Here is a 26,277-nt window from a genome sequence, read left to right on the forward strand (position 1 = left end):
GAAGCCCACCACAGCGAAACGGAGTTGCCGTCGTGACCGCCGCGAAACCGTTCTGGCGAACTGTGAGCCAAGGCCGATTCCACGCTCACATGGAAGAAAGGCTGGCCGGGGTGGAAGAAGTGCTGATCGAGTCCGCCAAGAGTGACCTCCCTGTGCTCAGCACCGCAGCGGAACATCTCATCAAAGCCGGTGGCAAGCGATTTCGCCCCGCCCTGACGCTTCTCGCCGCGCAGTTCGGAGACCCGTCCGCCCCCGAGGTCCTGCGGGCGGCCGCCGCCGTGGAACTGACGCATCTGGCAACGCTCTACCACGACGACGTCATGGACGGAGCCCGAGTGCGCCGCGGTGTTCCCAGTGTCAACGCGCGCTGGGGGAATCTGGTTGCCGTCCGATCCGGGGACTTCCTCCTCGCACGGGCAGCTCAACTGGTCGCCGAGCTTGGACAAGAGACGATTCGCGCCCATGAAGGAGTGCTGGGTCGCCTGGTCAGAGGTCAGGCACTGGAGGCGCGGGGGCCCGCAGAAGGCGGTGATCCGGTCCAGCACCACCTGGAAGTGATCAGAGAGAAGACGGGTTCTCTGATCGCCCTCGCTGGCCGGCTCGGTGCACAGGTCTCCGGAGCGGATCAGCAGACGAGCGCACTCCTCGGTGAGTTCGGGGAACAGATAGGCGTCGCATTCCAGTTGGCCGACGATCTGCTGGACATCGAGAGTGAGAGCGCCGATTCCGGAAAAGCAGCCGGAACCGACCTGCGTCTGGGTGTCGCCACTCTCCCGGTTCTACTCCTCATGTCGCGCCCTCCCGCGTCGGACGACAGGGCGGACCGTCGCTTGCGCGAGCTGCTCCACGAGGATCTCGAGGATGAGGAGCTGCACAGCGAAGCGCTGCGCCTGATGCGCCGGCATCCCGCCGTCGGTGAAGCACGCGCAGAGACTCGGCGCAGGGCCGAGCATGCCCGCGAACTCCTCCGGGGCCTCCCACGATGCGCTGCCAGAAGTGCGTTGGCGGAAGTCTGCGGCCTGGTTACGGACCGCGTCGCCTGAGCTTCGCCCCGTGCGGTTCGCACGCAAATCCAGGGCTAAGGAATGGGGTATATCCAAGGGTAATTCTTGCTAACGTTGGGGTGGAGGTGAAGGATGCCGAACTCGAACCAGCCGAGTCAGGACGAGCTGTTCGCGGCGGTGGACGAACTGCTGGCGGGAGAGCCGGAGTTGCCGCTGCCGGGGGACAGGGCCCGGTTGCGTGAGGCGGCCGGCGTCACGCAGGCCCGGCTGGCCCAGGTGCTGCGGACCACGACGCAGACCGTGAAGAACTGGGAGAACGGCAGGTCCGAGCCCCGCCCGCCACGCCGTCAGGCGTATCTGCGGCTACTGGAGGGCTGGGCGGAGAAGTACCCGGCCGAGCCGCCGACAGCACCCGCGCCGGCGACCTCCACCGTGCCGGCACCGGCGACGGACCCAGCGTCGAAGACCGCCACGGTCCCCGCGCCCGCCTCTCAGGACTCCGCGCCCGCGCCTCAGGACTCGGCGCCCGCGTCCCAGGTCCCCGTGTCCGCGTCTCAGGACCCCGCGCCCGTGCAGCAGCACCCCGCGCCCTCCGGCGACCCGGCACCTCTGCCCGTCGGTTCCCCGCGCTCGCCGCGTCCCCCGCGCCCTCACCGTCCCGCCTCCGGCGCGTCCCGTCCGGCGCGGTCGAAGGCGACGGTGCCGGACGCCGATGCGCACTTCCCGCACGGCCCCCTCGCCGTGCTGGACGGCGACGGCACCGCCTACTGCCTCGGTGGCGTGCTGCTCGACTGCCCGGCCCGTACGGTCCCGCAGCTGGTGGAATGGACGCTGGCGGAGTCCGGGATCGGGCAGCCGCGGCTGCACCGGCACGGCAAGGACGCCGACCCGCTGATCGTGCTCACCGCGGCCGCCGCCGCCAGGTTCGGGCTGCCGGAGCGACTGGAGGACCGCCGCGGCCTGCGCCTCGCCGAGGACCACCCGGTCGTCAAGCAACTGGCCCGCGCCAAGTGGAAGCTGACGCAGCGCGGGTTCGGCCCGTGGGCGAGGGTCTACCGCCCGGCGCAGGGAGGCCGGCGGCAGTGCGTGCAGCTGGCGGTCCTGCCCTGGGACGCCCTGGACAGCCGTGCCTGGGGCGACGCCGCGGCCCTGCACCCCGCCGACCTCGCCCGGGTGCTGGGTGTCTTCGCCACGCGGGTACTCACCCCGCGCGGCTCGACGGCGGTGACCGGGCTGGAGCTGATGACGGCGATGCGGCCGCCGACCCGCGCGGTGAAGGACGAGTCGACCGGCGAGTGGGTCTCCGGTCCGAACCCGGGCGCGCTCACCCGGGCCATGGACCCGGCACCGCCGGAGGCCCCCCTGGAACACCCGGTCGCCCAGGGCTGGGAGCGCGGCTTCCTCGACGAGGAGGCCTGCCAGTGGGTGCGGGAGCCCGAACTCCTCGTCGACGAGGAATGCCTGCTGCCGCACGCGGTGGGCATCGACATCAACACCGCCTTCCTCGCCGCCGCCGCCCGCCTCACGGTCGGCCTGAGCGAGCCCGTGCACCACGCCGCGCCCGTGTTCGACAAGAAGGTGCCGGGCACGTGGCTGGTGGACCTCTCCTCCGCCGAGCTGGACCCGCGCCTGCCGAACCCGTTCACCTCCGACGGACGGCGCCCGCGTGGTCCGGGCTGGTACACCACCCCGACCCTGGCGTACGCCGAGGAACTGGGCTGCGAGGTCCGCCCGGCCGAGGCGTACCTGCGCCAGGAGACGGGCGCGTACCTGGACCCGTGGCACGACCGCCTCAAGGACGCCTACCTCACCACCACCGCGGAGATGGGCATCACCGTCGACAAGGACGCCGACCCGGTGGCGTTCCTCCACGCGACGGCGCTGCACAAGCTGTACGCGACCGCCGACGAGGACGACCTCGACGCGCTGCGCGGCGCGTTGCGGGAGCTGTCGTACGCACCGGAAGCGAGCGACGAGCAGCTCCGTGCCGCGGTCCGCCGGCACCGGCAGGGCGCGATGGTGCTGTCGGCGATCAAGTCCACGGTCAAGGGCGGCATCGGCAAGCTGCGCGAGCGCCCCCAGGGACGGCACTACCGGGACGGGGAGCGCTGGCCCGCCCTGGAGCGGCCCACCTGGAACCCGTACATCCGCGCCGCGGTCATCGCCAGGGCACGGGTGAACATGCACCGCAAGATGGCCAAGCTGGCCGCCCTGACCGGCCGGTACCCGCTGGCGGTCCTCTCGGACTGCGCCGTCTACGCAAGCCCCGGCCCCTCCCCGCTGGACCTGCTGCCCCGCAACGCCGACGGCACCCTCGTACCCGGCACGTTCCGCCTCGGTGCGAACCCCGGCCTGTGCAAGCTGGAGGGCGTGCAGGAGATGGCCTGGGCGGTCGACCTGATCGAACAGGGCTACAACCCGGCCCGCCACATCAAGGGCGGCGACGCCGTGCTGGACGAAGGAGAGTAGCCCGTGGCCGGAGAGATCGACGACGCCCTGGAGCGGGCCGGCCAGGAGGCGTTCACCAGAAAGCCGCCCAGCACCCTCAAGGGCCGGATCAACTTCCTGCTACGGCAGCTCAAGACGACGAAGGCCGTCGCCCAGGAGATCGGGGTCAGCCAGCGGTCGGTGGAGCGCTACCGCACGGGAGAGCGCAGGCATCCGCCGCAGGCGATCGCCGACCGCATCGAGGCCGCCGTACGGGCCCGCTGGCAGCCCCAGGTGCGCCGCCGGGCCCGCCGGCAGGCCGCCACCGCCACCGGCATCACGATCGAGACCCGCGCCCGGTTCGGCTACACCGCCCCCATCGGCACCACCGACGACGCACGCGTGCGGCGCCTGACCGTCCACCTGCCCCCCGAGTACGCGCGCCGCCTCTTCGACGCCCAGCAGCGGGGCGCCGGTGACCGGCAGCTGCGGTCGATCGTCGCCGAGGGCCTGCAGGAGATCTATTTCAAGGACAACGGCCGCCGCGCCGCCGATCTGGAGGTCGCCATCAGCGACATCGACTACCTCGACGTCTCGTACTGACGGCTCCGCCCCGGCCGGGGGCCGGAGCGGTTCAGAGAAGGGGCAAGCTGTCGCCGCCGAGCAACTGCCACCCTGAGGCAGGCAGGCCGAACTGGGAGGTGGTGGACATCCTGCTCCCCTTGCCAGTGGGCCGGCTCGCGCCACCCGGCAGCACCCAGGGGGCACCGGCGTAGTCGTTCTCGCCATGGGCGGTGATGAGGAGTTCGGGCCGCCCGTCGTGGTTCACGTCGCCTGCCGACAGGGTGGTTCCGAAGTGGTCCCCGCTCTCGCTTCCCCCCGGGAGACCACTGGTTTCCTGGCTGTAGGCGGCGGCGCCGGCGCCGGGCGTGCCGGCGCGGGTGCCGGGGATGACGGTGACCATGCCGGCGCCCGCGACGGTCCCCAGCTTCTCGCCGGGGGAGCCCACGGCGATGTCGCCGACGCCGTCCCGGTCGAAGTCCGCGACCACGACGGACGCCCCGAAGCCGTCGCCCTTCTCACCGGATCCCGGCACACCGACGCTGTCCTGGGAGAGGACGCCGGGTTCGGCCTCGGTGCTCACGCCGGAGGAGCTGCCGTACCAGATGAGGATCCGCCCGCCGGTTTCCCCGTCGACCCCGCGCCGTGGCGGTCCGCGCACTCGCCGTTCCTGTCGATGCCCGACCGGCTCGCCGAGGTCATCGCCGACACCGTCTGAGGACCGCGGCCTCACGTCGCGGACTCGTGGAGCCGCCTCATCGACGTGTTCGGCCGTCACCCGGCGTGGAGCCGGTGAACATGTCGATGAGGCTGTGCGGGGCGTCGTCGTCGAGGTAGAGCGGCAGAAGGTGTGCGGCCTCGGCGGCGGCCTCGGCGCTGCGGGGGAACAGGGAGTCCTCGTACGCGGTGAGCGCGGCCTCGACGTCGCCGGGGTGAGCGGCGATGGCCTCGCCGAGTTCCGCGCCGTCGAGCATGGCCAGGTTGGCGCCTTCGCCGGAGGGGATCATCAGGTGGGCGGCGTCGCCGAGCAGGGTGACGCCCGGGACCCGGTCCCACCGGTGCGCCGGCGGCAGGGCGTGGAGGATCCGCAGGACCGGCGCGGTCTCGCCGTCGGTGATGAGCGCGGTGAGTTCCGGCGCCCAGCCCCCGAACTCCTCGGCGACCCGGGCCGTGGCCGTGCCGGCGTCGGTGAAGTCGATGCCGTCCGCCCACTCCCGGGGTTTGTCGAGCTGGACGTAGGTGTGCAGGACTCCGCCCGGCTCCCTGTGGGCCACGATCCCCTTGCCGGGCGCGAGCGCGAACATGGAGCCTCCGCCGACCGCCTCGGCGCTCGCGGGGTGGCGCTCGTCGCTGTCGAACAGGTACGTCTCGACGAACACCGTGCCGACGTACTCGGGCTTCGCTCCGGACAGCAGGGGACGGACGCGTGACCACGCGCCGTCCGCGCCGACCAGGAGCCCGGTCGTCAGGGTCGTCCCGTCGGCGAACGTCACTTCGTGCCGGCCGCCGCCGAGGGGCCGGGCCTCGGTGACCTTGCGGCCCCAGGCGATCGTGCCGGCGGGCAGCGAGTCGAGCAGCAGCTGCCGCAGGCTGCCGCGGAGCACCTCGGGCCGTCGGCCGTCGCCGTCGTCGGGCTGGTCGAACAGCACGGTTCCGTGCATGTCGAGCACGCGGGTCGCCTCACCGCCCTCGTGGATGAGGCCGAGGAACCGGTCGAACAGACCGGCGGCCCTGAGGGCGAGCTGCCCGTTGTGGTCGTGGATGTCGAGCATGCCGCCCTGCGCACGGGCGGCCGGCGACTTCTCCGCTTCGTAGATCTTCGCCGGGATGCCGTGGACATGGAGGACGCGGGCGAGCGTCAGCCCTCCGAGCCCCGCGCCGATGATCGTGACCTCAGTGGTCATGGTGCCTTCCTGATCGCTGATCGCTGACCGCTGGGAGGACACCCGCAGGTCACTCTGGAACGTCGTTCCAGCGATTCCACGATGGAACGGCGTTCCATTTATTGTCAAGCTGGAACGTTGTTCCAAGGCGTCTTAGGATGGGGTCATGGCAACCAGGACGCGTCGTCCCGAACGACGGCAGGAACCGCTCTCCAGGGAGCGCATCGTCAGCGCTGCCGTCGAACTCCTCGACACGGTGGGCGAGGGCGGTCTGACGTTCCGCGCCCTGGCCGAGCGCCTCGCGACCGGGCCGGGGGCGATCTACTGGCACGTCGCGGGCAAGACCGAGCTTCTCGCCGCCGCCACCGAAGCCGTCGTCGTCACCACCATCGCCGGCGACGACACCGACGCGACGCCTCAGGAAGCGATCCGCGTCCTCGCGCTCGGCGTGTTCGACGCGATCGACGCCCACCCCTGGGTCGGCACGCAGCTCGCCCACACGCCGTCGCAGTCACCGATGCTGCGGGTCTTCGAACGCATCGGACGCCAGGTCCAGGCGCTCCGGGTGCCCGAAGCCGCCCAGTTCACCGCGGCGTCCGCGCTGATGAACTACATCCTCGGAGTGGCGGGCCAGAACGCCGCCAACCCCCGAGCCGTCCAGCCGGGCACGGACCGGACCGAGTTCCTCGACACGGTGGCGACCGCGTGGGAAGAACTCGACCCCGACCAGTACGCGTTCACCCGGAACGTCGCCGGACAACTGCGCGACCACGACGACCGGGCGGAGTTCCTCGCCGGCATCGACCTCGTCCTCGCCGGAATCACCGCTCGCCGGTAGGGAGGCGGTGGATGGAGAAAGGCGGCCGGTGAGCTGCTGCGCGAGGCGCGTCGGCGTGCCGGGACCGGGGCCCGCCACGCGACGGTGCCACGTGGCGTCGACTGACACCGCTTGGCGCCATGTGGTGCCATCCGGCGCCATCCGGTGTCATTCCGTGCCCGCCGAAGCACGTGAGCGCGCATGGCGACCCCCTCGCTCAGATCGCCCCTTTCGCGTTTCAGCAGGTCAGGGCGGTGATCTCTCCGACCCCTCCCCGTGAGGTGCCATCGAGGCTTGCGTGTGGCGCCATAGCGGTGCCATCATGGCGTCATGGACCTCACCCCGTACGTCGAAACGCTCCGCCGCGAACTCGCGGTGGCCGCCGAAGCCGGCGGCGACGAAGCCCGCGAGCTGGCCGAGCGGCTCACCGCTCCTCTGGAGTCGGCGACCCGGCTGACCATGCTCAACGTGCTCTCCGCCGCGATGGACGAGATCACCCGCGAACTCGCCCCCGGCTCGGTCGACGTACGGCTGCGCGGGCTCGACCCGGACTTCGTGGTGACACCCCCGCCCGCCGACACCGGCGCCCCCGCGGAGCCGGCCGCGCCCGCCGAACCGCTCAGTGCCCCGGCACCCGCCGGCGGCGACGAGGGTGGCACCGCCCGCGTCAACCTGCGTCTGCCGGCCCACCTCAAGGCCCGCGCCGAGGAGGCCGCGAGCCGCGAGGGTCTGTCGGTCAACGCCTGGCTGGTGCGCGCCGTGTCGGCCGCGGTCGACGGCGGCAGCCGGCCGCGTACGACGGAGAAGGCCCGGACCGTCGGACAGAGCTTCACGGGCTGGGTGCGCTAGCCGCACCCTCGCCCGCACCACTGCACCCGCACCACTGCACCCGCACCACTTCACCCACACCACGTCCCACCAGCGGGGACGCCCCAAAGACTCAAGAGGACGGGACAGCCATGCCTTCTTTCGACACTCCCGAAGCGATCTCGGTCACGGCGCGCGTGGAGGCCGGCTCCATCCAGTTCACCGCGGGCGACCGCCTCGACACGGTCGTCGAGGTGCGGCCCCGCGACCCGAAGAAGGACCTGGACGTGCGGGCGGCCGACCAGACCGAGATCACGTTCGTGAGCGGCGTACTGACCGTGCGGACGCCCAAGTCCAATCTGTTCGGCCGCACCGGCACGGTCGACGTGACGGTCGAACTGCCCACGGGCTCACGCGTCGACATGACCGGAGCCTGGGCCCAGGTGCTCGGCGAGGGCCGGCTCGGCGAGGTCCGCGTGAAGACCTCGTCCGGCGACGTCCGCCTCGATGCGGCCGGCCCGCTGACGCTGACCGCGTCGCACGGCTCGATCACCGTGGACCGGGTCGAGGGCATGGCCGAGATCACCACCAGCTCCGGCAGCCTGCGCGTCGGGCTGCGGCGAGGAAGCCCGCCTCCACCTACTCCGGCGGCATGAAGCGCCGCCTCGACATCGCCATGACCCTGGTCGGCGACCCGCGGATCATCTTCCTCGACGAGCCGACCACGGGCCTCGACCCGCGCTCCCGGCACAACATGTGGCAGATCATCCGCGAACTGGTCACGGGCGGCGTCACCGTCTTCCTCACCACCCAGTACCTGGAGGAGGCCGACGAACTCGCCGACCGCATCGCCGTGCTCGACGACGGCAGGATCGCCGCCGAGGGCACCGCCGAGGAACTCAAGCGGATCGTGCCCGGCGGACACGTCCGGCTCCGCTTCACCGACCCGGCCGCCCACCACAGGGCCGCCACCGCCCTGCACGAGGCCTCCCGGGACGACGAAACCCTCGCACTGCAGGTCCCCAGCGACGGCAGCCAGCGCGCGCTGCGCTCCCTCCTCGACCGACTGGACCACGCCGGCATCGAGGCCGACGAACTCACCGTGCACACCCCCGACCTCGACGACGTCTTCTTTGCCCTCACCGGCAACACCGGCAGCGCCAACAACCCCGACCAGCCCAAGGAGACCGTCCGATGAGCACCCCCCTGGCCCCCGCCCGCCCGACCGGCCTCTCCCTCGCCCTGCGCGACTCCGCCACGATGCTGCGCCGCAACCTCCTGCACGCCCGGCGCTACCCGTCCCTCACCCTGAACCTGCTGCTCACGCCGGTCATGCTGCTGCTGCTCTTCGTCTACATCTTCGGCGACACCATGAGCGCCGGCATCGGGGACGGTCGTCCGGACCGCTCCGAGTACATCGCCTATCTCGTCCCGGGCATCCTGATGCTGACCATCGGCGGCACCACGATCGGCAGCGCGGTGTCCGTCGCCACGGACATGACCGAGGGCATCATCGCCCGCTTCCGTACGATGGCGATCCACCGCGGCTCGGTGCTCATCGGGCACGTCGTCGGCAGCGTGCTGCAGTGCGTGATGAGCGTGGTCCTCGTCGGGGCCGTCGCGGTGGCCATCGGGTTCCGGGCCACGAATGCCACCGCCCTGGAGTGGATCCTGGCAGTCGGGCTGTTGACGCTCGTCTCCCTGGCGCTCACCTGGATCGCGGTCGGCATGGGCCTGTCCAGCCCCAACGCCGAGGCTGCCAGCAACCAAGCCCTGCCGCTGATGGTCCTGCCGCTCCTGTCCAGCGCCTTCGTGCCGGTCGACGCGATGCCGGGCTGGTTCCAGCCGATCGCCGAGTACCAGCCGTTCACCCCGGCCATCGAGACCCTGCGCGGCCTCCTGCTCGGCACCGGGATCGGCCACAACGGATGGCTCGCCGTCGCCTGGTGCCTGGGGCTGGCCGTGCTCGGCTACGTCTGGTCCAAGTCGCTCTTCGACCGCGACCCGAAGTAGCGGGAGAACGAGATGCGGGCCGAGGCACGTGAGACACCTATCTCGCCTGGACCCCAGGTGAACACGTGCCTCGACGGCGCGGGAACCTGGCGAGCCGAGGCTCGATACGTATGATGCAGCCGAGCAGCTCAACACGTCTGTGGACGACACGATCGAAGGGGCCATGGATCTCCAACTCGCGGGTCGACGAGCCGTAATCACCGGCGGAAGCCGTGGTATCGGCTTCGCAATCGGGCGGGCCCTTGCGGCAGAAGGCGCGTCCATCGCATTGGTTTCCAGATCCGCCCGGCACGTCGAGGAGCAGGCGGCACTTCTTCATTCGGAGACCGGTGCCGAGGTCATGGGTGTCGCGGCCGACACCGGGGACGACGTATCGGTGACAGAAATGGCTGGAACCGTAAGAGACCGGCTCGGCGGTGTGGATATCTTGGTGAATAATGCCGCCACCATGAATCCCGGGGCCATTTCGGAGGATGCTCTGGAATCAGAGATCAACGTCAAGGTTCGTGGATATCTCAGATGCGTCCGTGGCGGACGAACTCGGCCCGGCCGGAGTCAATGTCGTCTCTGTGCATCCCGGCGCCACACGGTCTCGCACCTTTCTGGACAACCTCGGTCGTCGGGCCGCGGCCATGGGTTGCAGTGCGGCAGACCTGGAGCAGCAGTTCGCCGCATCCCTCTCCATCGAAAGGCTCGTGGAACCGCACGAGGTGGCGGCTGTCGTCGCCTTCCTGGCGAGTCCACTCAGCGTAGCTCTCAATGGTGATCCAGTTATCGCGAGCGGTGGCGTGAAGGGGTCGATCTACTACTGAAGCCACGGGGTTCGTCCGCACCCCGCGGGAGAGAGCCGCCATCGACGCACTGGACCGCGGCGAGCCCGGACGCCCCGGTCCGCCCCCGACACCCCGGACATCGTCCCGTACTACGGCACTTGAGCCCGATCCTCCGTTCGTTCCACCCTTTTGGGCACGGCTGAAAGGCATGGCGACGCAGTTCGTCCGAGCGTCATCCTCGTGAACCGAGGCGCACCGGCCACTGCATGCGCGACGGCTGTGACCGCGCGGTTCATCCATGACGACATCAAGGCGAGGCCTCGCGGGACATCCTCGCAAGGTGGCGCTGCCAGGGAGGGAACGGATGCAACAGGCGACCGGCCGTATCGAACGAGGGAGACCCGGCAGGCGTGCGGCCACGATGCTGACGGGTGCCCTCCTCCTCGTCTTCGGAACGAGCGCACCGCAGGCGCTGGCGCAGGATGCGCCCGCGTCGGCCGAGGAGGGGGGAACGTGGATCGCGGAGCCGTTCCTGCAGTCGCTCGACGGTGATGTCACCGAAAACGCGCAGCGGTTGTCGGGCACCGGCTCCAAGGGCGCCGCCCGGTACGGCGCTGACGTGCAGCGAGAGGCCATGCGGCAGGCCAAGGCCAGCGGCAGCCACTCCTACCTGGACACCTCCCGAGTGCCGCTGCGCGGCGGCAAGGTCACCCAGCAGGCCGCCGCCCTCACACCGCCCAGGTATTGGGCCGACACGCCGCCGGCCAAGCCGGCGAAAGCCTGCCTGGCCACGGACTCCTCCAACACACTGCAAGGCGAGACGCACGACCGCTGGCTGTGGTGCCAGAAGTACCGGATGGGCCTGAAGTACTTCTACAAGTCGTCGGACGGCCGCAAGAAGTACCGCGGCAGCACCAGCATCGCGTACAACATGGTGACCGTCGGCAGCGGACAAACCCGCGGCGTGCGCACGTACTTCCAGGCGCGCAAGGGTTCTCTCGCATTCGACGACTGGAGCATCGCCGAGCGTCCCCGTGCTTCCCGTCTCCCGCTGCTCGTGCAGACGCACTGCGCGGACGAGGGCAGCTCCTGCAACGTCGTCCACCAGCCGATCCAGCACACATGGAGGTACTGGAACAACGACACCAAGTGGAAGCACTGGGATCTCTACTCCCACGAGACCGCCAGCTCCGCCCAGGACAAGGTGCTGTTCCACAAGTGGCACCTGAACTGGTGGGGCAAGGAGGGCAAGTACACCTCCGAGGCCGGTCACACCATGGACCGCACCATCCGCTGTGACTCGGCGAACTACTTCACGTTCTTCGGTGACTGGCCCAAGGCCTGCGTGAACTACGACGTGGTGCCTCACCTGCAGTACAGCGTCAGCGACCGGCGCGTGGCATCGGTGGCCCGGCACATACGCACCGCTCAGGAGGAGCCGGAGACGACCTACCCCGTCGAGTACGACCCGAAGGTCATACCCGGCAAGTTCACCAACGCCCGGGACGACCGCGGGCTGCACCGTCTGGTGTACAAGGGCCCCGGCTGGCAGGCCAACGAGAACCTCAAGAACGCGGCGTGCCAGCGCAAGGCCCCCTACGAAGGGTGGCGTGGTCATCCCGCGTACGACACGGCAACGCACCAGTGCGACGAGTACCCCTTCGCGTCGACGTGGGAAGGCGCCGCGGATCCGGACTGGGCCTTCTCCGTGCGCGCCGTGCCCAAGCTGGAGAACGAGAAGGCGGGCGGTCTCCTGACCTGGTACTTCTTCGCCGACCGAATCCTGTACGACTACGACGAGTTCTGGGTTCAGATCAAGGACTGACGCCACCGCCACCACCATCCTGGTCCCCGGGGCAGCTCGAAGCCCCGGGGACCAGTCATCCGGCTCCAGGTCACATGGGGGCCGACGGCGCGGATCAGCCGTGCGCCTGCTGGGCGTGCTTGGGCAGGAGGCCCACCAGCAGCAGTGTCAGGAGGTTCAGCCCCGCTGTGATGCCGAAGACCAGTTCTGCGGCGGCGAGGTAGGAAGGGAGGGACGGGTGCCCGGCCCGGCCGAAGAACACCGTGCCGAGGGCGGCGACGCCGATGGCGCCGGCGAACTGCTGGACGGCGTTGAGCAGGCCCGCGCCGGTGCCGACCTCCTCGGCGGTGGCATCGCCGATGATGAAGTCGACCAGCGGGACGAACACGAGCCCGGAGCCGAAGCCGGTGGACAGCAGCGCGGGCGCCAGCTTCCAGACGGTGATGCCGGCGCCCCAGTGGGCGATGGACCACCACAGGGCCAGCAGGCCGATGACGGCGATGGACAGCCCCAGATACAGGCTCGCGCGCCCCAGCTTCTCGGCGAGCACGGCGCCCGCGAGGAGGACGGCGACGGCGGTGCCGAGGGCCCAGGGGATCAGCGTGAGGCCCGTGCGCAGCGGCGTCCAGTGCATGCCCTGCTGCAGCAGCAGGTTGATGACGAGGACGAACGCGCTGAGTGAGGCGTAGAACCCGGCCACGATCACCAGGCCGACGACGAAGCTGCGCCTGCGGAACAGCGACGGTGTGACGACCGGGTGCTCGCTGCGCCGTTGGGAGAGGACGAACAGGGCGAGCAGGACGACCGCGGCGGCCATCATGACGTAGGTCCAGGCGGGCCAGCCGAGGTCGCGTCCCTGGATGAGCGGGACGATGAGCAGGGCCGAGGCCGCGGTGAGCAGACCGATACCGGTGAGGTCGAGGCGGGCGGCCGGGTCCTCCCCACCGCGCCGGGGCAGGACACGCCGGCCGAGCACGGTGGCGATGACGCCGAGCGGGACGTTGATCAGGAAGATGGAGCGCCACTGGCTGCCGAACAGGTTCAGGTGGAGCAGCCAGCCGGCCAGGATGGGCCCGGCCACCATGGTCAGGCCCATGAGCGGGCCCACCGGGGTCAGTGCCTTGCGCAGGTGCTGGGGCGGGAACACGACCTTCATCAGGGCCATGCCCTGCGGGATCATCACCGACCCGCACAGGCCCTGCAGCGTGCGGGCGACGATCAGGAAGACCGCGTCGGGGGCGAGACCGCAGGCCAGCGAGGCCAGGGTGAAGCCGGTCAGGCCGAACAGGAACAGCCGTCGGCGCCCGAGCAGGTCACCGAGCCGTCCCGAGGTGACGAGGCCGAGCGCGAAGGCCGCGGTGTAGGCGCTCAGCACCCACTGCACCGTCGCCTGGCCGCCGCCGAGGTCGGCGCGGATGGACGGGCCCGCGAGGTTGGCGACGCTCGCGTCGATCAGATCCATGATGTCGGCCGTGATCACGACGGCCAGGACGAGCCACGCGGTGCGCAGCGGCAGATGGCTGGTGGTGGGCGCTTGAGAGGTGCGCTGGTCAATGGGCACGAACACTGTTCTACAGACGAGCACTGTTCTGAACAACACGAACGCTGTTCTTAGTGACGCAGAACACCGTTCGTAGATTCGCTAGACTGCCCGCATGTCACCGACTCCGCAGGAACGGCGCGCAGCGCGGCACCAGCTCGGCACCGGCTCGAGCGCACCCGTGACCCGGCGTGGACCGTCCGGCGGGCGCAAGAAGCCGATCACCGTCGACGCCATCATCAGCACCGCGTTCGGCATCGTGGAAACAGAGGGCTACGACGCCCTGACGATGCGGCGCCTGGCCACCGCGCTGGAGACGGGACCGTCGTCGCTCTACGCCCACGTGGTCAACAAGGAGGACCTGGACGAGCTGCTCATCGGCCGTCTGTGCGCCGAGATCGACCTGCCCGCGCCGGACCCGGCCCTCTGGCGGCAGCAGCTCATCAGCGTCTGCACCCAGCTGCGCGACCAGTATCTGCGCTACCCGGGTATCTCCCGGGCGGCCTTCGCCGCCGCTCCGTCCAATCTGGACACGCTGCGCGTCAGCGAGGGGATGCTCGCCATCCTGCTCGCCGGGGGCATCGACCCGCAGACCGCCGCCTGGGCGATCGACTCGCTGGCGCTCTACGTCAACGCCTACAGCCTCGAGGTCTCCCTGGCGAACAGGCGGCTCAGCCGCAGCGACGACGGCTGGGTCGTCAGCCGCGACGAACTGCTGCGCCGATTCGCAGCCCTGCCCGACACCTTCCCCCAGACCAAGCGCTACGCCGCCGAACTCACCGCCGGAACGGTCCACGACCGCTTCGACTTCACCCTCGGCCTGATGATCGACGGGCTCCCCGGTTCACGGCGGTAACCGTGAACAGGCCCCATGTCCCTTGCCGGAAAAAGAGGTCGATGGCTGCGTGAGGCCCTGGCACAGTGGCGCACCATGGATGACTTCGCTCTCGTGACCGCCGCGGACGTGCGTCTCATGCAGGGGCTGGCGCAGCGGGTCACCGCTGTCCGTCCCGATCTGGTGAACAGCGGCGCCTCGCTCGGAGAGCTGGCCTGGACCTGGGGCAAGGGGCAGGCGAGCGCCGGCGAGAGCTGGGTGCGCCGGCTGTGGTTCTCCGGCGACGCCCTGGTCGCGTGGGGCTGGGCCTGTCTGCCGCGCCGGGTGAGGCTGAGTGACGGGTCGGTGAAGGACGTCACCAGCGCCTGGCTGGCATATCAGGTCCATCCCGACCACAGCGAGCTGGTGGACGAGGTGATCGACTGGTACGACGGTGTGGCGGTCGGCATCGAGCGTACGGTGATGCCGAGTGCCGCCGACGAGTTCGCCCTGAAGCGATGGGCGGCACACGGCTACGAGACCGATCCGGCCTCGCTCGGCGACACCGGCTCCTGGACCCAGCTCAATGAGCGGGACCTCGATGACGTGGAACGGCCGGTGCTGCCGGACGGATTCCGGTTCCGCACCGCCGAGGAGGCCGGGCCGCGGGCCGCGGTCCAGGCCCATGTGGACGCCTGGGCTCCGTCCACGTACTCGGCCGAGGGCTACGAGGGCGTCCGGCGGACACCGCCGTACCGCGGCGACCTGCACGTCCTGGTGGAGGCGCCGGACGGGACGATGGCCGCATCGACGATCATGTGGCTCGACGAGGCGAACCGGACCGCCCAGTTCGAGCCGGTCGGAACGCATCCGGACTACCGGCGCCTCGGGCTGGGCAGGGCGATGCTGCTGTACGGGATGCACCTGGCGCGGGAGGCGGGGGCCCGTCACATGACGGTCGTCTGCCTGGGCGCGCCAGGGCATCCTGCGGCGCGCGGGCTGTACTACGGCGTCGGCTTCCGGGAGTTCACCCGAGACGCGCCCCTCATCAAGCCCGGTGTCCGGGGGAGCGACACCGTGACAGCGGGCTGATCTCCCTCGACGGTTCGGTGAGTGCCGAACCGTCCGGCAGGTAGTTTCCGGAGTCCTTCGCGGGAGATCCCCGCGCTGGTGACGCCGGAGGACCAGCCCATGTCGAAGACAGCCCTGAAGCAGCAGCTCGCCGAGCGGTTCCGCGAGGTCAACGGCGACCATCCGATGACCGACGCCGACGACGTGTACGTCAGCGCACAGTTCGTCTCCCTGGAAGAACTGTGCGCGGTCCACGGCCGCGACAGCGACGCGGTCCGCCGGCTGATGCTGGGACAGCGCCTGCCGCTTCCGGGATATCTGCGCTCCGACGGTGCCGAGATGGTGCCGGCCGACCTGTTCACTCTCGCCGACGAAGCGGGTGGCACAGACCGGCTCGAAGCGTGGTTCACCGCTCACTGGACGGACCCGGTCACCGGGAAGGCGGAGTGGAACGCGTATCTCAGCGGGCAGTACGTGTGCCTGCACTCGGTGACCCCGGCCGCCATTCGACGCAAGGATCAGCTGACGACCGAGATCAGAGCCGCAGCGCACGAGCCGGATTCCGGTTCAGCGCGGTGGGCGGAGCGGCTGCACGCCGCGATCGATGAACTCGACGAGCTGGAACCGGAGTTCACCGCCTACGACCGTCTCCGCTTCGGTGGGCCCACGTCCCGCGACACCTGCATCACCGCGATGCGCACACGTTTCCGGAGGGCCCGCCCCTGAGCCACGTAGAAGAACCTGGTCAAGTCCACAACTGGTCCACGCCCCAGTGACCAGCCACTCAACGCCTGCCTACGCGTGGACTAGACGCGCAGTAGGCGCATAGCCAGTACGGAACCGTCAGGATGTAGGGAGACGGGACCGTTCCAGCGTGGGGCCCAGACGTCGCGTGGCCAAGTGGACCGGTGGGCTGCCGTACGATCCGGGCGTGGTAAGGCGAGGCGAACGCGAAGGAAGATCACTACTCTGCATGAGTGCTCTCATACGACGAGTTGACTTCACCGGAGCGTGAGCTGTGGGATGCGTTCCCCCAGGGACGCCACGTGGACCTGCGCACGGGTGTGCCCGAGGACGACCGTGTCGCCGAGGGTGAGCAGTGGGGCCCCGAGCGGACGGTTCGGGCCGCCGTGATCGTGGCGCTTCTCCAGGGTGCAAACACCGTGCAGCCGGGCGCTGTCGCATGTCTGAGACTCGCGGGAGCACGGATTTCGGGGCACCTCAATCTGGCCGGCGCCCAGACCCCTCACGCGCTCTGGCTCGAGGACTGCTGGTTCGAAGAGGGTGTGGACCTCTCCGGAGCGTCGACCCAGTCGATTGCGATCGTGGGCAGCCGAGTTCCGGGCGTGGAAGCCGGCTTGATCCGTATCGCGGGACGCCTCGACCTGCGGCGCTCACGCCTGGCAAGCGGCTCTGCCTCGCCCTTTCACCGCAACGTAACCGCCTTGTCGCTCATCAATGCCCACGTGAGCGGCGCCGTGAACCTCAGTGGCGCCGAGATCACCGCACCTGAGGAATGGGCCGTGTCCGCTGGCGGGCTGATCGCGGAGGGTGGCGTCTACTGCCAGGACGGATTCGTCGCGCACGGTGAAGTCCGTCTCATGGGGGCACAGTTGCCAGGCGGCCTGCACATGCGAGGTGCACTACTGGACCATCCCAGCCAGCGCGGGGTGGCGCTGGCTCTGGACAACGCTGTGGCCTCGACTCTCGACTTCTCCGACGGGTTCATCGCGCACGGGACCGTCCGGCTGCGGGGTGCCCGGATCTCGGACAACCTGACCTTTGAAGGAGCCGTCCTGAACGGGTCGCGCGACGGTCATGGTCCGGCATTGGTCGCCCTGCTGATGCAAGCCGTCGATTTCGACTTCACCCTTGCCCGGCCACCGTCCGGCACTGTGGACCTGCGCGGCGCGCAGGTGTCCTACCTTCACGACAACGAGCACAGTTGGCCAGAGCTGGCGGAGCTGGACGGCTTCGTCTACGGCTCCATCAAGGTGGACGAGGCAGGCGAGCGGCGGGAGTCAGTGGGGCGGGGGCATTCTGTGGCCCACCGTGTGGCGTGGATACGACGCAGCCCGGGCTACAGCCCCCAGCCCTATGAGCAGTTGGCGAGCTGGTACCGGATGGTCGGCCACGACGACGACGCCCGCCGCGTGCTCCTGGCCAAACAGCGCCATCGGCGTCAAACTTTGCCCTGGGCCGCTCGCGTGTGGGGGCACCTGCTCGACTCGACCGTCGGCTATGGCTACCGCCCCTGGCTTGCCGGCGTCTGGCTCCTCGCGCTGGCCTTGCTGGGCACGCTGTCCTTCGGCACTCACTCTCCCAGCCCGGTCCGACGAGGCGAAGGCGCCCCGTTCCAGCCCCTCATCTACACGCTCGACCTCTTGATCCCCATCGGTGGTCTGGGTCAGCGCACGGCCTGGTACTGGTCGAACGGCGGCCTCCAGTGGCTGGCCTACCTGCTGATCGCCTTCGGCTGGGTGCTGACGACCGCCGTCATCGCGGGTGTCACCCGCACCTTGCAGAAAAATTAGCGGGCGACAGCTGAGTTCAGGCGTCGCCAGCAGAGCAGTGCGCATCCGAGGGTAAGGAAGGCTTCGTGGATGTCGTCGCATATCTCCCAGCGGATCCGCAGACGGCGGAACCAGTGCAGGTGGGCGAACGCGCGCTCTACGACCCAGCGTTGGGGGCCAAATTCGGAGCCGTGCTCGGTGCCCCGGCGGGCGATCAGCGGCTTCACCCCGAGATCCCGTACCAGACGGCGGTACTTGTCGTGGTCGTAGCCGCGGTCGCCCAGGACCACGGTGGGGCGGCGACGGGGCCGGCCGCGCTTGCCCCGCACCGGCGGGATCGCCCTCAGCAGCGGGATCAGCTGAGTGACGTCGTTGCGGTTGCCGCCAGTCAGGGCGGCGGCCAAAAGGATGCCGGTAGCGTCGGTGATCAGGTGATGTGTGCTGCCCGGCCTGCCCCGGTCGACGGGGCTTCGTCCGGTCTTGACTCCCCCTTTAGTGCCCGGACAGGGGAGCCGTCGACGGCCGCCCGGGAGAAGTCCAGGGCGTTCGCCCTGCGGAGTTCGGCGAGGAGAACCTCGTGGATCCCGGGCCACACACCGACCTCAGTCCACTCGGCCAGGCGACGCCAGCAGGTCATACCCGAGCCGAAGCCGAGTTCCTCCTGGGTGCGCAAGTACGAGCAGTCGGGTCTGCCGGGGTCTGGCGGATCGGTCGCACCAGCCGGCCTCGTGTCCGCACCGGATCACTGGGGTGGTGGACGCGGCGGCGCGAGTAGGCAGGACGTCGCCGACCGCCGCATCGAGGACCTGCTTCGCGAGTACGAGTGAGGCAACCTGCACTCACACGGAGGCCCCAGGCATGCTGCCTGGGGCCTGCGGTTGAGAGCCTGTCCGGCGGATCTCTCCGGGCGTGCACCGCCGGGCATCCTGCCGGGGTGCGGCTTGATGTGTGGAAGAGTCAGACGCCGTTGCACACACAGGCCATTCGAGACGAGTTTGAACCGTGTGGCCGAGAGGATGAGGAGTCGCTCCATGTCCGATGAGATCACGCTGCGCCCGGTGACCGCCGACGATCTCGACCTGTTCGAGCGCGATCTCGCCGGGCCGGAGGGGACCGGCCCGTACCAGTGGTTCGGCTTCGGATCACCGGTCGGCCTGCGCCGGCAATTCGCGGAGACCGGCCTGCTCGGCCCCGACGGCGGCGTGCTCTCCGTCGCGGAGGCGGGCCGGACGGTGGGCCGGGTCGAGTGGTTCGCCAGCACCTGGGGGCGGCCCGCCACCTCCACCTGCTGGAGCCTGGCGATCGGCCTGGTGCCCGCCGCGCACGGCCGCGGCATAGGCACCCAGGCCCAGCGACTGCTGGCCGAGTACCTCTTCGACCACACCAGGGCCGAACGGCTCCAAGCCTGGACGGACTGCTCGAACCTCGCCGAGCAGCGTGCATTGGAGAAGGCGGGCTTCGTCAGGGAGGGTGTGCTGCGCTCCGCGCAGTGGCGCGGCGGCCGGTGGCACGATCAGATGATCTTCTCCATGCTCCGCGCGGAGCGGTCCGGCGGCGAACCAAGACGGTGATCGACCCGGTCCCCCTGCCGCGTGCCTGTGTGAACTGTCCCGCAGCCCCGCCGATCACCCTTTTTCAGGCGCTCACTGGCGGCGGTCCTTCAAGATCCCGTCCACGCCTCGTCCACAGACCACGACATGCGGACGCTTCGGGCCGCATACGCCTGCACGAACGCGAAGACCCCGGCCTCAGCGTTTCCGCTGGTGACGGGGTCTTTGGGCACCTCATAGCGGGTGCCCCCGGGCAGGATTCGAACCTGCGCACACGTTTCCCGCGGCCGTGACCTCGAGTCGGGGCCGACGCCGGCCCCCCGTCGGCAGGCCGTACGCGCGGATGCCTCAGGTCAGGCGCGGCAGCGCAGCATCTCCAGCGGCGGGTTCGTGAGGAGGTCCGCCCAGAAGTCCTCGCCGTACTCACGGATGCCCGCTTCGGACACCTCGAGGGGAACCCACTCCACCGCACCGAACCCGGCCGCGTGCAGACACTCCTCGTAGACCTCGCGCCGCGGGGCCGCGGTGACGATGCTGATCGGCTCCGGTTCGAGGAGAGCCGTGACCCGCACCCGCGGACCCGTCTCGATCTCCTCACCGGTCGGCTCGCAGCGGAACCCGTACTTGTCCAGAGACGGACAGTCGAACCGGTAGTCGGGCTTCTGGGCGAGTACGAAGAACTCTCCGCCCGGCACCAGGCTCCGGTGGACGGTGCGGCACATCCGCTCCATCGCCGCGATGTCCTCGGCGTAGTTCAGGCACTGCACAGCCACCACGATGTCGAAGCGCCGTTCGAGAGGCCGCAGCTCGGCCACGTCACCCACCTCGTAGCGCACACCCAGTGGCTCGCGCCGCTCGATCTCCCGCGCGGCGGCGATCATCTCGACGGAGATGTCGACACCGAGGGCATCCGTGGCGCCGCGCCGCCTGAACTCCCTGCTGTAGAAACCGGTGCCGCACGCCACGTCGAGAACCGACTTGCCGCTCACGTCCCCGACCATGCCCAGGAAGCTCGGCACCTCCCCGTAGCGAATCATCGGCAGGGACTTGAACCCCTCGAACGCCTCACCGATCTCGTCGTACTGCTGCACGCCCACGTGACGCCCCCTTCTGTGCTTCGTCCTGTACGTGGCCACGCCGGCCCTCCGGATGCGGAGGCTCGCCGGGTCGCGGTCGTGGCAGTGAGTCTGCTCCGCCCCGGTGCGGCCGCCGTACTGGCAGATGGCACAAGAAGTGGGCCTGGTGACCCTCGTATCACCCAACACCCCCTCGCCGTCCGCGTGATGACGCGGTCAGGCGGTCAGGCGGGCTGCCACAGCTCGACCCGGTTGCCCTCGGGATCGGTGACCCAGCCGAATCGACCGACACCGTCCATGTCCTGCGTCTCTTCGGACACGTCCGCTCCCTTGGCGCGCAATTGCGCGAGCATCGCGTCCAGGTCGCGGACCCGGAAGTTGAGCATGGTCTGCTGGGCGCGGGACCCGAAGTAGTCGGTCCCGGACTCGAACGCCGCGAACACCGTCGGCCCGGGTCCCTGACGCCACAGGCCGTGCTCGTCGGCGTCCAGGCCCAGGCAGTCGCGATACCACGCGCTCAGGGCCGCGGGGTCGGCGGCCCGCAGGAAGTAACCACCGATGCCAAGCACACGTTCCATGCCGCCATCCTGCCAGCACGGCGCTCAGGCGGCCCGGAACCACACCCTCTTGATCTTGATGGTGACCAGATCGGAGGCCACCGGCCGCCCGCGCGGAGCCGTTCGACCTCCGCGCGGGCGATCTGGCCGCCGCCCGTCACGGTCCGGCCGTCAGGAGTCCTCGATGGTGATGAAGGGGTCCCACTGGAAGTACCCCTTCAACTGCCGGTGCCGGTCCAGGATCTGGAAGGAGAAGTGGTACACGACCTTGCCGGCGCTTTTCACCGTGGTGCGCCAGTAGTGGTCCTGGTACTTCTGCGTCACGAAATCCGGACTGCCCTCGCTCCCCTCCCTCGGCAGCGGGTAGACACCGTCGACCACCTCGATCTCCGGCGTCCTGATGAGCGTGTGGTCGCTGTCGCTGCTCACGTACCGGTACAGCAGCGCCTTGTAGTCGCTGCCCAGCGACAGCGTCGTCTCCCGCCACCGGACGGTGTCCCCGGGCTCGGCCCGCAGGTTCAGCTCGGCGCCCGACGTGCCGACGATGTGGTCGTGCCGCGTCGTCATGTAGATCAGGCTCTGGTCGACGTAGGTCGGTGCGTCGGGATTCCGCGACGCGTTGGGATTCTGCTCGACGATCGTGGCGGCGTCGAACGCGATCAGTACGTTCAGGTCAGCCATTTCTCTCCCCCTCGGAGTTCGGGAATTCGGGACTTACGCCTACGAGGATTTCGGCACCTTGTAGGCCATGGCCCGCGGATAGTCGTGCCGGTCCAGGCGAACGCGGACCAGGAGGGGTCCGGCGTTGACCGGGTCGTGCGGGTCGGTGAGGCGGGCCAGCAGGTCGTCCAGCTCCGCCGGGTGGGCGATGCTGACACCGCTCGCCGGGGTGTCCCTGCCGGCGAAGACGGCCGCGAGGCGGTCGTAGTGCCAGGGGTGCAGGACGTTGTAGAAGTCCGGCTCGGCGGGGTCCTGTCCGGCGTAGTAGGCCGGGTGCACCAGCATCTGCTCGATGCCGTAGAAGTGCCCGTTGTCCAGGACGAACACCACCGAGGGCAGCCCGAGCCGGGTGTGGGTGGAGATCTCCTGGCAGGTCTCCTGGAAGGAGCCGTCGCCGACGAACACCATCGGGCGGGCGCCCTCGCGTTCGGGGGCCAGCGCGGCGCCGGTGGCCGCGCCGACCGACCAGCCGATGGACAGCCAGCTGATCTGGGACAGGAAGCCGCCCGCCGGCAGGGACAGGTTCATCGAGCCGATGAGGGAGAACGCGGCGTCGGAGACGACCGTCCAGTCCTCCGTGCTCTCCTGACCCAGGAAGTGGTTGATCCGGTCGAACACGCCGTCGTACGTGAGCCGTTCGGCGTTCCGGGACCGCGCGCCGCCGACGCTCAGCGAGGCGCGGTACTGCGCCAGGCCGGCGGGGCGGTCCTCCCGCGCTCCCTGGTAGCTGTAGGACTCGGCGTAGTAGTCGGCGGACAGGCCCCCGGAGCCGTAGGCCTTCACCAGCGCGTCCTGGAGGGCGGGCAGCAGATGGGCGAGCTGGACGTCGGGGAAGTAGGAGGTGCCGACGCTGACGCCGCCGTGCGCCGCCATCACCCAGTCGGTGCCGACGCACTGCTCGCCGCCGAGGTTCTTCGACGTGGACCAGGCCCCGAGCCCGATCCGGCAGGTGGCCCAGTCCTTGAAGATCGCGTGCACGTCCGGGTGGCTGGCCTTGCCGTTGTAGACGCCGTGGAACTGCGGCAGGTCCTCGTCCACGACGGCCTTGGCGCCGACGGTCGTGCAGAACGGTACGCCAGCGGCGTCCACCAGGTCGGTGAGTTCCCCGCCGAGCCGGAACCGGTCGATCTCCTCGCCGGCCCACACGACCGGCCGGGGCCTGCCGTCCGGGCCGGGGTGCTCCTCGATCAGGGTGAGGATCGCGTGCACGGCGTCCTCCAGCATGGCCTGGTTGCGCGCGCTGAACGGCCGTTCCCGGCGGACGATCCGCCCCGTCGGCTCAGGGCAGGGCTCGTCCCACAGGTCCTCCATGACCTCCAGGTAGACAGGCCTGCGCTCGGAGACGCACGCGGTGAGCGCCGCGTCGATCTGGGCGGGGGCCAGGCCCGGGTGGGAGATGACCTGGGCGTCCACGGTGACCTGCCGGTAGACGTCCAGGTTGCTCTCCGCGCGGGGGCTCATGTGCGAGGTGAGCATGCCGACGGCGCGGAAGTTCTGCCACTGCTCGTACGGCGGGCAGGCGTTGACGGCGATGAGCGGGACCTGCTCGACGTACGCGCCGCCGCAGGAGTTGAGCAGATTGAACGCGCCCACGCTGTACGTCACCGCCGCCGCGCCCACGCCGTGGATGCGGGCGTAGGCGTCGGCCGCCTGGCCCGCACCGCCCTCGGTCGGAGTGCCGACCCACTCGATGTCGCCTTCGGCCCGCAGGGTGGTGAGGAACGGGCCGAGGTGATTGCCGGGGACGCCGAACAGATGGGTGATGCCCAACTCCGCCAACCGCAGGGCGAGATAGCGGGCGACCGTGCAGGAGGGGGTGATCGTGCTCACGAGGACTCCCCCTCCCGGTCCGCGCCGAAGGCGCCCTGGTCCGCGCCGAAGGCGCCCTGGCCCGCGCCCGAGGCGTCCCCGTCCGGTCCCGGGCCTTCCCTGTCGGTGACCGGCGGCGCCTGGTGGACGGCGAGGGCGGCGCGGACCGCGCTCTCCAGGGCGCCCTCGATCCAGGCGTGCTTGAGGGACGTGTGCTCGCCGGCGAAGTGCACCGGGCCCTCGGGCCGGGAGACGTCCAGGTGGAAGCTGGTCATCTGGTGCGCGGTGTAGATGGCGGCCTCGCCGAAGGCGTACGGGTCGCGGGCCCAGCTCTGGGTGGCGCCCCGGCCGGTGAAGAACACCTCGATGCGCCGGCCGTGCAGGGCCTGGAGGTTGCGCAGCGCGTAGAGGTAGCGCTCCGCCTTCGGCATGGAGTCCCAGCGTGCGGCGTCGTCGGACCAGGAGTACGAGGCGAGGACGACGCCGCCGCCCGTGCTGTCCGCGACCGGGTGCGAGGGGTAGTACATGAACCGGTTGGGGTTGTCGGTGGCGGAGCCCCCGCCGAAGCAGTGGGTGGCGGGCCGGACGGCGGGGCCGCGCAGCGGCAGACTGCCGTCGATCCGCCGCATCTCCTCGGTGACGAGGCTGTCCTTGACGGCGGCGCCGAGCAGCCCGGCCTCCGGCTCGGGCAGCGTGGGCACGGACACGGTGTCGGTGTCCGCCTCGTGCCCCCGCCGGTAGTACTCGTACAGGCCGGGCGCGATGCCGTCCAGCGTGTCGCGCCAGTCGTCCTCGGTGAACTCCCACCACCGGTGGCTGAATTCGAGCAGCACCTTGGTGGCCTGGTCGTAGTGGGTCTCGATGACGGCGCGGCGCTTCTTGTACGACATCGAGGGGACGATCTCCACGAAGCGCAGCGCGGAGAACGGGATGGTCACGACCGCCAGGTCCGCCGTCCACAGACGGGGCAGTTCCTTCGGGTCCTCCTCGTCGACGGTCTGTACGGCCACGCCCCACCCGTCGGGTCCGACCGCCCCGGTGCCGTCGGGGTCGGTGTCGCGGCTGGGGTCGTGGTACTCGAGGCGGATCATGCGCTGGCCGAGCCGCACCTCGTCGCGCAGGCCCTGGTACAGGGCGTGCGGCAGGCGCCAGCTGCCGCCGGGGATCTCCCAGTAGCGGACGCCGGGGTTGATGTCGCTGCGGCTCAGGAAGCTGTGGAAGAAGGAGAGGTAGAGCCGCGAGGACATGTTCTCCAGGGTTCCGACGGCCTCGACGGCCTCGTCGCTGAGGCCGGCGCGGTCGCGCAGGAAGGAGCCCATCGAGTGGCCGTCGAAGTCGCGGATCACCCGCGCCCAGCCCTCGACCCACTCGTCGAACGGCTTGTTGACGCGCTTGCCGTCGACGACGTCGGAGTAGTAGTCGCGCACGCTCTCCAGCGCCTCGTCCACCATCCGCGCGACGGGGGCGCGGACCTCGTCGTCGGTGAGGTGGAAGCCCTCGTTGATCCGCTCGGGACCGGCGGCGTAGTCGGAGCGCCGCACCTGGGTGCGGTTGGTGCGGATCCAGGAGTTGCCGCGCTTGTCGGGTTCGACGAAGTCCGGGCTGTCGTCGCCGTACGTCCACGTCCGGCCGGTGAAGGAGGTGTACGTCACCGGGGGGACGGGCACGTCGGGACCGCTGCCGGTGTGGGGATCGACGTCCACGTTGTAGAACTGGCGCCGGCCGAGCCCCAGTTTGTCGACCAGGGCGAGGACGAGCGGGTGGAAGTCGGGCAGCCGCATGGCGCCGGCCTCGGCGTACTGGGCCGGGTCGGCGAAGGGCTGGTGGTGCTTGGTGGTGCGGAAGGTCTTGATGCGTCCGCCGACACGGTTGGCGTTCGCCTCGAGGATGGTGACGTCGTGCCCGGCGTCCTTGAGCAGCCGGCCGACGACGAGGCCGGTGATGCCGGCGCCGACGACGAGGACCTTCTTGCGCGGGTGACGAGTGGGTCCGAGGCGGCCCGTGTCTATCAGGGTGTGCAGATATTCGAGTTTGAGGTCCTTGCCGTCGGGTCCGACGAGGAGGAGTTCACGGGCGAGCCTGAGACAGGTTTGCCAGCGGGCACGGGTGGCGGAGTTGTCCCGTGGAGTGTCGGTCATAGCCTGCGATCGTAGATATGCCGAAACGATTTCGCGTTTCGCCCAGGGGACAAAGTCCTGAAACTGTCGAGGGGGCGGGGTGACGTGATTTCTACTTGCTCGGAGTTCTCGGCAGGAAGGCGGAAGATCCTGGAGAGACGGAAGGGAAGTCGGATGCAATTGAAAAACAAGTCGCCCGGTGAATGTGGAAATCCTGGGGTGAGGATGTGTGGACTCCGCCCACCGGCCCGGCGGAAAGGCCGTCGGCCGCCCCTCGCAACTGACCGATCGGCTCAGGGTGTTGGCATATGCATCCGGCCAACGTGCGCCCGACCGGAGTGGAGACGGGCGGTGAGCGGGGTGGTCGGTCCGTCGCGCCGCCGGCCGAGCCCCGCCGGTAGTCCGCCGATAGCCCGGTCGG

At 69.9% G+C, this 26,277-nt stretch carries 20 protein-coding genes, 1 tRNA gene and 4 pseudogenes; 15 read left to right on the forward strand and 10 right to left on the reverse strand.

What is annotated here, in order from left to right; genetic code table 11:
* Positions 1–32: 32 nt before the first annotated feature.
* The 3 genes from ACZ5CW_RS15125 to tpg all read left to right on the forward strand — a co-directional run bounded on the left by ACZ5CW_RS15125 (position 33) and on the right by tpg (position 4,034).
* Positions 33–1,043 (forward strand): polyprenyl synthetase family protein, encoded by a 1,011-nt coding sequence (locus ACZ5CW_RS15125; RefSeq protein WP_468601243.1) that lies wholly within the window; start codon positions 33–35, stop codon positions 1,041–1,043.
* Between the two features lie 93 nt (positions 1,044–1,136).
* Positions 1,137–3,473 (forward strand): telomere-associated protein Tap, encoded by a 2,337-nt coding sequence (gene tap, locus ACZ5CW_RS15130; RefSeq protein ID WP_468601245.1) that lies wholly within the window; start codon positions 1,137–1,139, stop codon positions 3,471–3,473.
* Positions 3,474–3,476: 3 nt separating this feature from the next.
* On the forward strand, positions 3,477–4,034 hold the full coding sequence (gene tpg, locus ACZ5CW_RS15135) for a telomere-protecting terminal protein Tpg (protein WP_468601247.1): 558 nt from the start codon (positions 3,477–3,479) through the stop codon (positions 4,032–4,034).
* Between the two features lie 31 nt (positions 4,035–4,065).
* Here the strand turns inward: tpg and ACZ5CW_RS15140 are convergent, their stop codons facing one another.
* Positions 4,066–4,653, reverse strand: coding sequence for an FG-GAP repeat protein (locus tag ACZ5CW_RS15140; RefSeq protein ID WP_468601249.1), 588 nt, complete (start codon positions 4,651–4,653; stop codon positions 4,066–4,068).
* A 94-nt stretch (positions 4,654–4,747) separates the two neighbouring features.
* Positions 4,748–5,896 carry an FAD-dependent oxidoreductase gene (locus tag ACZ5CW_RS15145; protein WP_468601251.1) on the reverse strand — a complete coding sequence of 383 codons (1,149 nt, stop codon included), beginning with the start codon at positions 5,894–5,896 and terminating at the stop codon, positions 4,748–4,750.
* A 145-nt stretch (positions 5,897–6,041) separates the two neighbouring features.
* On the opposite strand from ACZ5CW_RS15145, the gene ACZ5CW_RS15150 reads away from it, so the two are divergent.
* The 7 genes and pseudogenes from ACZ5CW_RS15150 (at position 6,042) to ACZ5CW_RS15180 (ending at position 12,110) form a co-directional block, all read left to right on the forward strand.
* The gene (locus ACZ5CW_RS15150) at positions 6,042–6,713 is read left to right on the forward strand and encodes a TetR/AcrR family transcriptional regulator (protein WP_468601253.1); all 672 of its coding nucleotides are present in this window, start codon (positions 6,042–6,044) and stop codon (positions 6,711–6,713) included.
* A 309-nt stretch (positions 6,714–7,022) separates the two neighbouring features.
* A complete protein-coding gene (locus tag ACZ5CW_RS15155; protein WP_468601255.1) occupies positions 7,023–7,541 on the forward strand; it encodes a hypothetical protein in 519 nt (172 codons plus the stop codon).
* A gap of 110 nt (positions 7,542–7,651) precedes the next feature.
* A pseudogene (locus ACZ5CW_RS15160) lies at positions 7,652–8,125 on the forward strand (DUF4097 family beta strand repeat-containing protein); the annotation flags it as partial.
* Positions 8,116–8,697 (forward strand): annotated as a pseudogene (locus ACZ5CW_RS15165) (ATP-binding cassette domain-containing protein); the annotation flags it as partial. The pseudogenes ACZ5CW_RS15160 and ACZ5CW_RS15165, both read left to right, overlap by 10 nt.
* The gene (locus ACZ5CW_RS15170; protein WP_468601257.1) at positions 8,694–9,512 is read left to right on the forward strand and encodes an ABC transporter permease; all 819 of its coding nucleotides are present in this window, start codon (positions 8,694–8,696) and stop codon (positions 9,510–9,512) included. The pseudogene ACZ5CW_RS15165 and the gene ACZ5CW_RS15170, both read left to right, overlap by 4 nt.
* A gap of 163 nt (positions 9,513–9,675) precedes the next feature.
* Positions 9,676–10,324: pseudogene (locus ACZ5CW_RS15175) on the forward strand (SDR family NAD(P)-dependent oxidoreductase).
* Between the two features lie 325 nt (positions 10,325–10,649).
* Positions 10,650–12,110: a NucA/NucB deoxyribonuclease domain-containing protein gene (locus tag ACZ5CW_RS15180; protein WP_468601259.1), complete on the forward strand. Its 1,461-nt coding sequence runs from the start codon at positions 10,650–10,652 to the stop codon at positions 12,108–12,110.
* 94 nt (positions 12,111–12,204) lie between these two features.
* Here the strand turns inward: ACZ5CW_RS15180 and ACZ5CW_RS15185 are convergent, their stop codons facing one another.
* Complete coding sequence (locus tag ACZ5CW_RS15185; RefSeq protein WP_468601261.1) at positions 12,205–13,650, reverse strand: DHA2 family efflux MFS transporter permease subunit; 1,446 nt, start codon at positions 13,648–13,650, stop codon at positions 12,205–12,207.
* Positions 13,651–13,744: 94 nt separating this feature from the next.
* On the opposite strand from ACZ5CW_RS15185, the gene ACZ5CW_RS15190 reads away from it, so the two are divergent.
* From ACZ5CW_RS15190 to ACZ5CW_RS15205, 4 genes are all read left to right on the forward strand, one after another.
* A complete protein-coding gene (locus tag ACZ5CW_RS15190) occupies positions 13,745–14,485 on the forward strand; it encodes a TetR/AcrR family transcriptional regulator (protein ID WP_468601263.1) in 741 nt (246 codons plus the stop codon).
* A 75-nt stretch (positions 14,486–14,560) separates the two neighbouring features.
* A complete protein-coding gene (locus ACZ5CW_RS15195) occupies positions 14,561–15,535 on the forward strand; it encodes a GNAT family N-acetyltransferase (protein WP_468601265.1) in 975 nt (324 codons plus the stop codon).
* A gap of 99 nt (positions 15,536–15,634) precedes the next feature.
* Positions 15,635–16,240, forward strand: a complete 606-nt coding sequence (locus ACZ5CW_RS15200; protein ID WP_468601267.1) for a DUF6058 family natural product biosynthesis protein — start codon at positions 15,635–15,637, stop codon at positions 16,238–16,240.
* Positions 16,241–16,491: 251 nt separating this feature from the next.
* Positions 16,492–18,048: an oxidoreductase gene (locus ACZ5CW_RS15205; RefSeq protein ID WP_468601269.1), complete on the forward strand. Its 1,557-nt coding sequence runs from the start codon at positions 16,492–16,494 to the stop codon at positions 18,046–18,048.
* On the opposite strand, the pseudogene ACZ5CW_RS15210 reads toward ACZ5CW_RS15205, so the two are convergent.
* A pseudogene (locus ACZ5CW_RS15210) lies at positions 18,045–18,685 on the reverse strand (IS5 family transposase); the annotation flags it as partial. The gene ACZ5CW_RS15205 and the pseudogene ACZ5CW_RS15210 sit on opposite strands and share 4 nt — an antisense overlap.
* Positions 18,686–19,058: 373 nt before the next feature.
* Here ACZ5CW_RS15210 and ACZ5CW_RS15215 point away from each other — a divergent pair.
* On the forward strand, positions 19,059–19,598 hold the full coding sequence (locus ACZ5CW_RS15215; protein WP_468601271.1) for a GNAT family N-acetyltransferase: 540 nt from the start codon (positions 19,059–19,061) through the stop codon (positions 19,596–19,598).
* A 223-nt stretch (positions 19,599–19,821) separates the two neighbouring features.
* Here ACZ5CW_RS15215 and ACZ5CW_RS15220 read toward each other — a convergent pair.
* The 6 genes from ACZ5CW_RS15220 to ACZ5CW_RS15245 all read right to left on the reverse strand — a co-directional run bounded on the left by ACZ5CW_RS15220 (position 19,822) and on the right by ACZ5CW_RS15245 (position 25,877).
* Positions 19,822–19,885: transfer RNA gene (locus ACZ5CW_RS15220), tRNA-Ser, on the reverse strand.
* Between the two features lie 45 nt (positions 19,886–19,930).
* On the reverse strand, positions 19,931–20,674 hold the full coding sequence (locus ACZ5CW_RS15225; protein WP_468601273.1) for a class I SAM-dependent methyltransferase: 744 nt from the start codon (positions 20,672–20,674) through the stop codon (positions 19,931–19,933).
* 203 nt (positions 20,675–20,877) lie between these two features.
* A complete protein-coding gene (locus ACZ5CW_RS15230; RefSeq protein WP_468601275.1) occupies positions 20,878–21,231 on the reverse strand; it encodes a VOC family protein in 354 nt (117 codons plus the stop codon).
* A gap of 150 nt (positions 21,232–21,381) precedes the next feature.
* Positions 21,382–21,891 carry an inclusion body family protein gene (locus ACZ5CW_RS15235; RefSeq protein ID WP_468601277.1) on the reverse strand — a complete coding sequence of 170 codons (510 nt, stop codon included), beginning with the start codon at positions 21,889–21,891 and terminating at the stop codon, positions 21,382–21,384.
* Positions 21,892–21,930: 39 nt separating this feature from the next.
* Entirely contained in the window at positions 21,931–23,760 is a 1,830-nt protein-coding gene (locus tag ACZ5CW_RS15240) for a thiamine pyrophosphate-binding protein (protein WP_468601279.1), read from the reverse strand.
* Positions 23,757–25,877: a flavin monoamine oxidase family protein gene (locus ACZ5CW_RS15245; RefSeq protein WP_468601281.1), complete on the reverse strand. Its 2,121-nt coding sequence runs from the start codon at positions 25,875–25,877 to the stop codon at positions 23,757–23,759. The genes ACZ5CW_RS15240 and ACZ5CW_RS15245 overlap by 4 nt, the downstream gene beginning before the upstream one ends.
* Between the last annotated feature and the right edge of the window lie 400 nt (positions 25,878–26,277).

The sequence above is a fragment of the Streptomyces sp. NPDC031379 genome, assembly GCF_055569615.1.

Bases quoted from the DNA above. Each gene is read 5' to 3' on its own strand.
- tap (WP_468601245.1), top strand. From the start codon at position 1,137: ATGCCGAACTCGAACCAGCCGAGTCAGGACGAGCTGTTCGCGGCGGTG.
- ACZ5CW_RS15145 (WP_468601251.1), bottom strand. From the start codon at position 5,896: ATGACCACTGAGGTCACGATCATCGGCGCGGGGCTCGGAGGGCTGACG.
- ACZ5CW_RS15150 (WP_468601253.1), top strand. From the start codon at position 6,042: ATGGCAACCAGGACGCGTCGTCCCGAACGACGGCAGGAACCGCTCTCC.
- ACZ5CW_RS15155 (WP_468601255.1), top strand. From the start codon at position 7,023: ATGGACCTCACCCCGTACGTCGAAACGCTCCGCCGCGAACTCGCGGTG.
- ACZ5CW_RS15170 (WP_468601257.1), top strand. From the start codon at position 8,694: ATGAGCACCCCCCTGGCCCCCGCCCGCCCGACCGGCCTCTCCCTCGCC.
- ACZ5CW_RS15180 (WP_468601259.1), top strand. From the start codon at position 10,650: ATGCAACAGGCGACCGGCCGTATCGAACGAGGGAGACCCGGCAGGCGT.
- ACZ5CW_RS15190 (WP_468601263.1), top strand. From the start codon at position 13,745: ATGTCACCGACTCCGCAGGAACGGCGCGCAGCGCGGCACCAGCTCGGC.
- ACZ5CW_RS15195 (WP_468601265.1), top strand. From the start codon at position 14,561: ATGGATGACTTCGCTCTCGTGACCGCCGCGGACGTGCGTCTCATGCAG.
- ACZ5CW_RS15200 (WP_468601267.1), top strand. From the start codon at position 15,635: ATGTCGAAGACAGCCCTGAAGCAGCAGCTCGCCGAGCGGTTCCGCGAG.
- ACZ5CW_RS15215 (WP_468601271.1), top strand. From the start codon at position 19,059: ATGTCCGATGAGATCACGCTGCGCCCGGTGACCGCCGACGATCTCGAC.
- ACZ5CW_RS15230 (WP_468601275.1), bottom strand. From the start codon at position 21,231: ATGGAACGTGTGCTTGGCATCGGTGGTTACTTCCTGCGGGCCGCCGAC.
- ACZ5CW_RS15235 (WP_468601277.1), bottom strand. From the start codon at position 21,891: ATGGCTGACCTGAACGTACTGATCGCGTTCGACGCCGCCACGATCGTC.
- ACZ5CW_RS15245 (WP_468601281.1), bottom strand. From the start codon at position 25,877: ATGACCGACACTCCACGGGACAACTCCGCCACCCGTGCCCGCTGGCAA.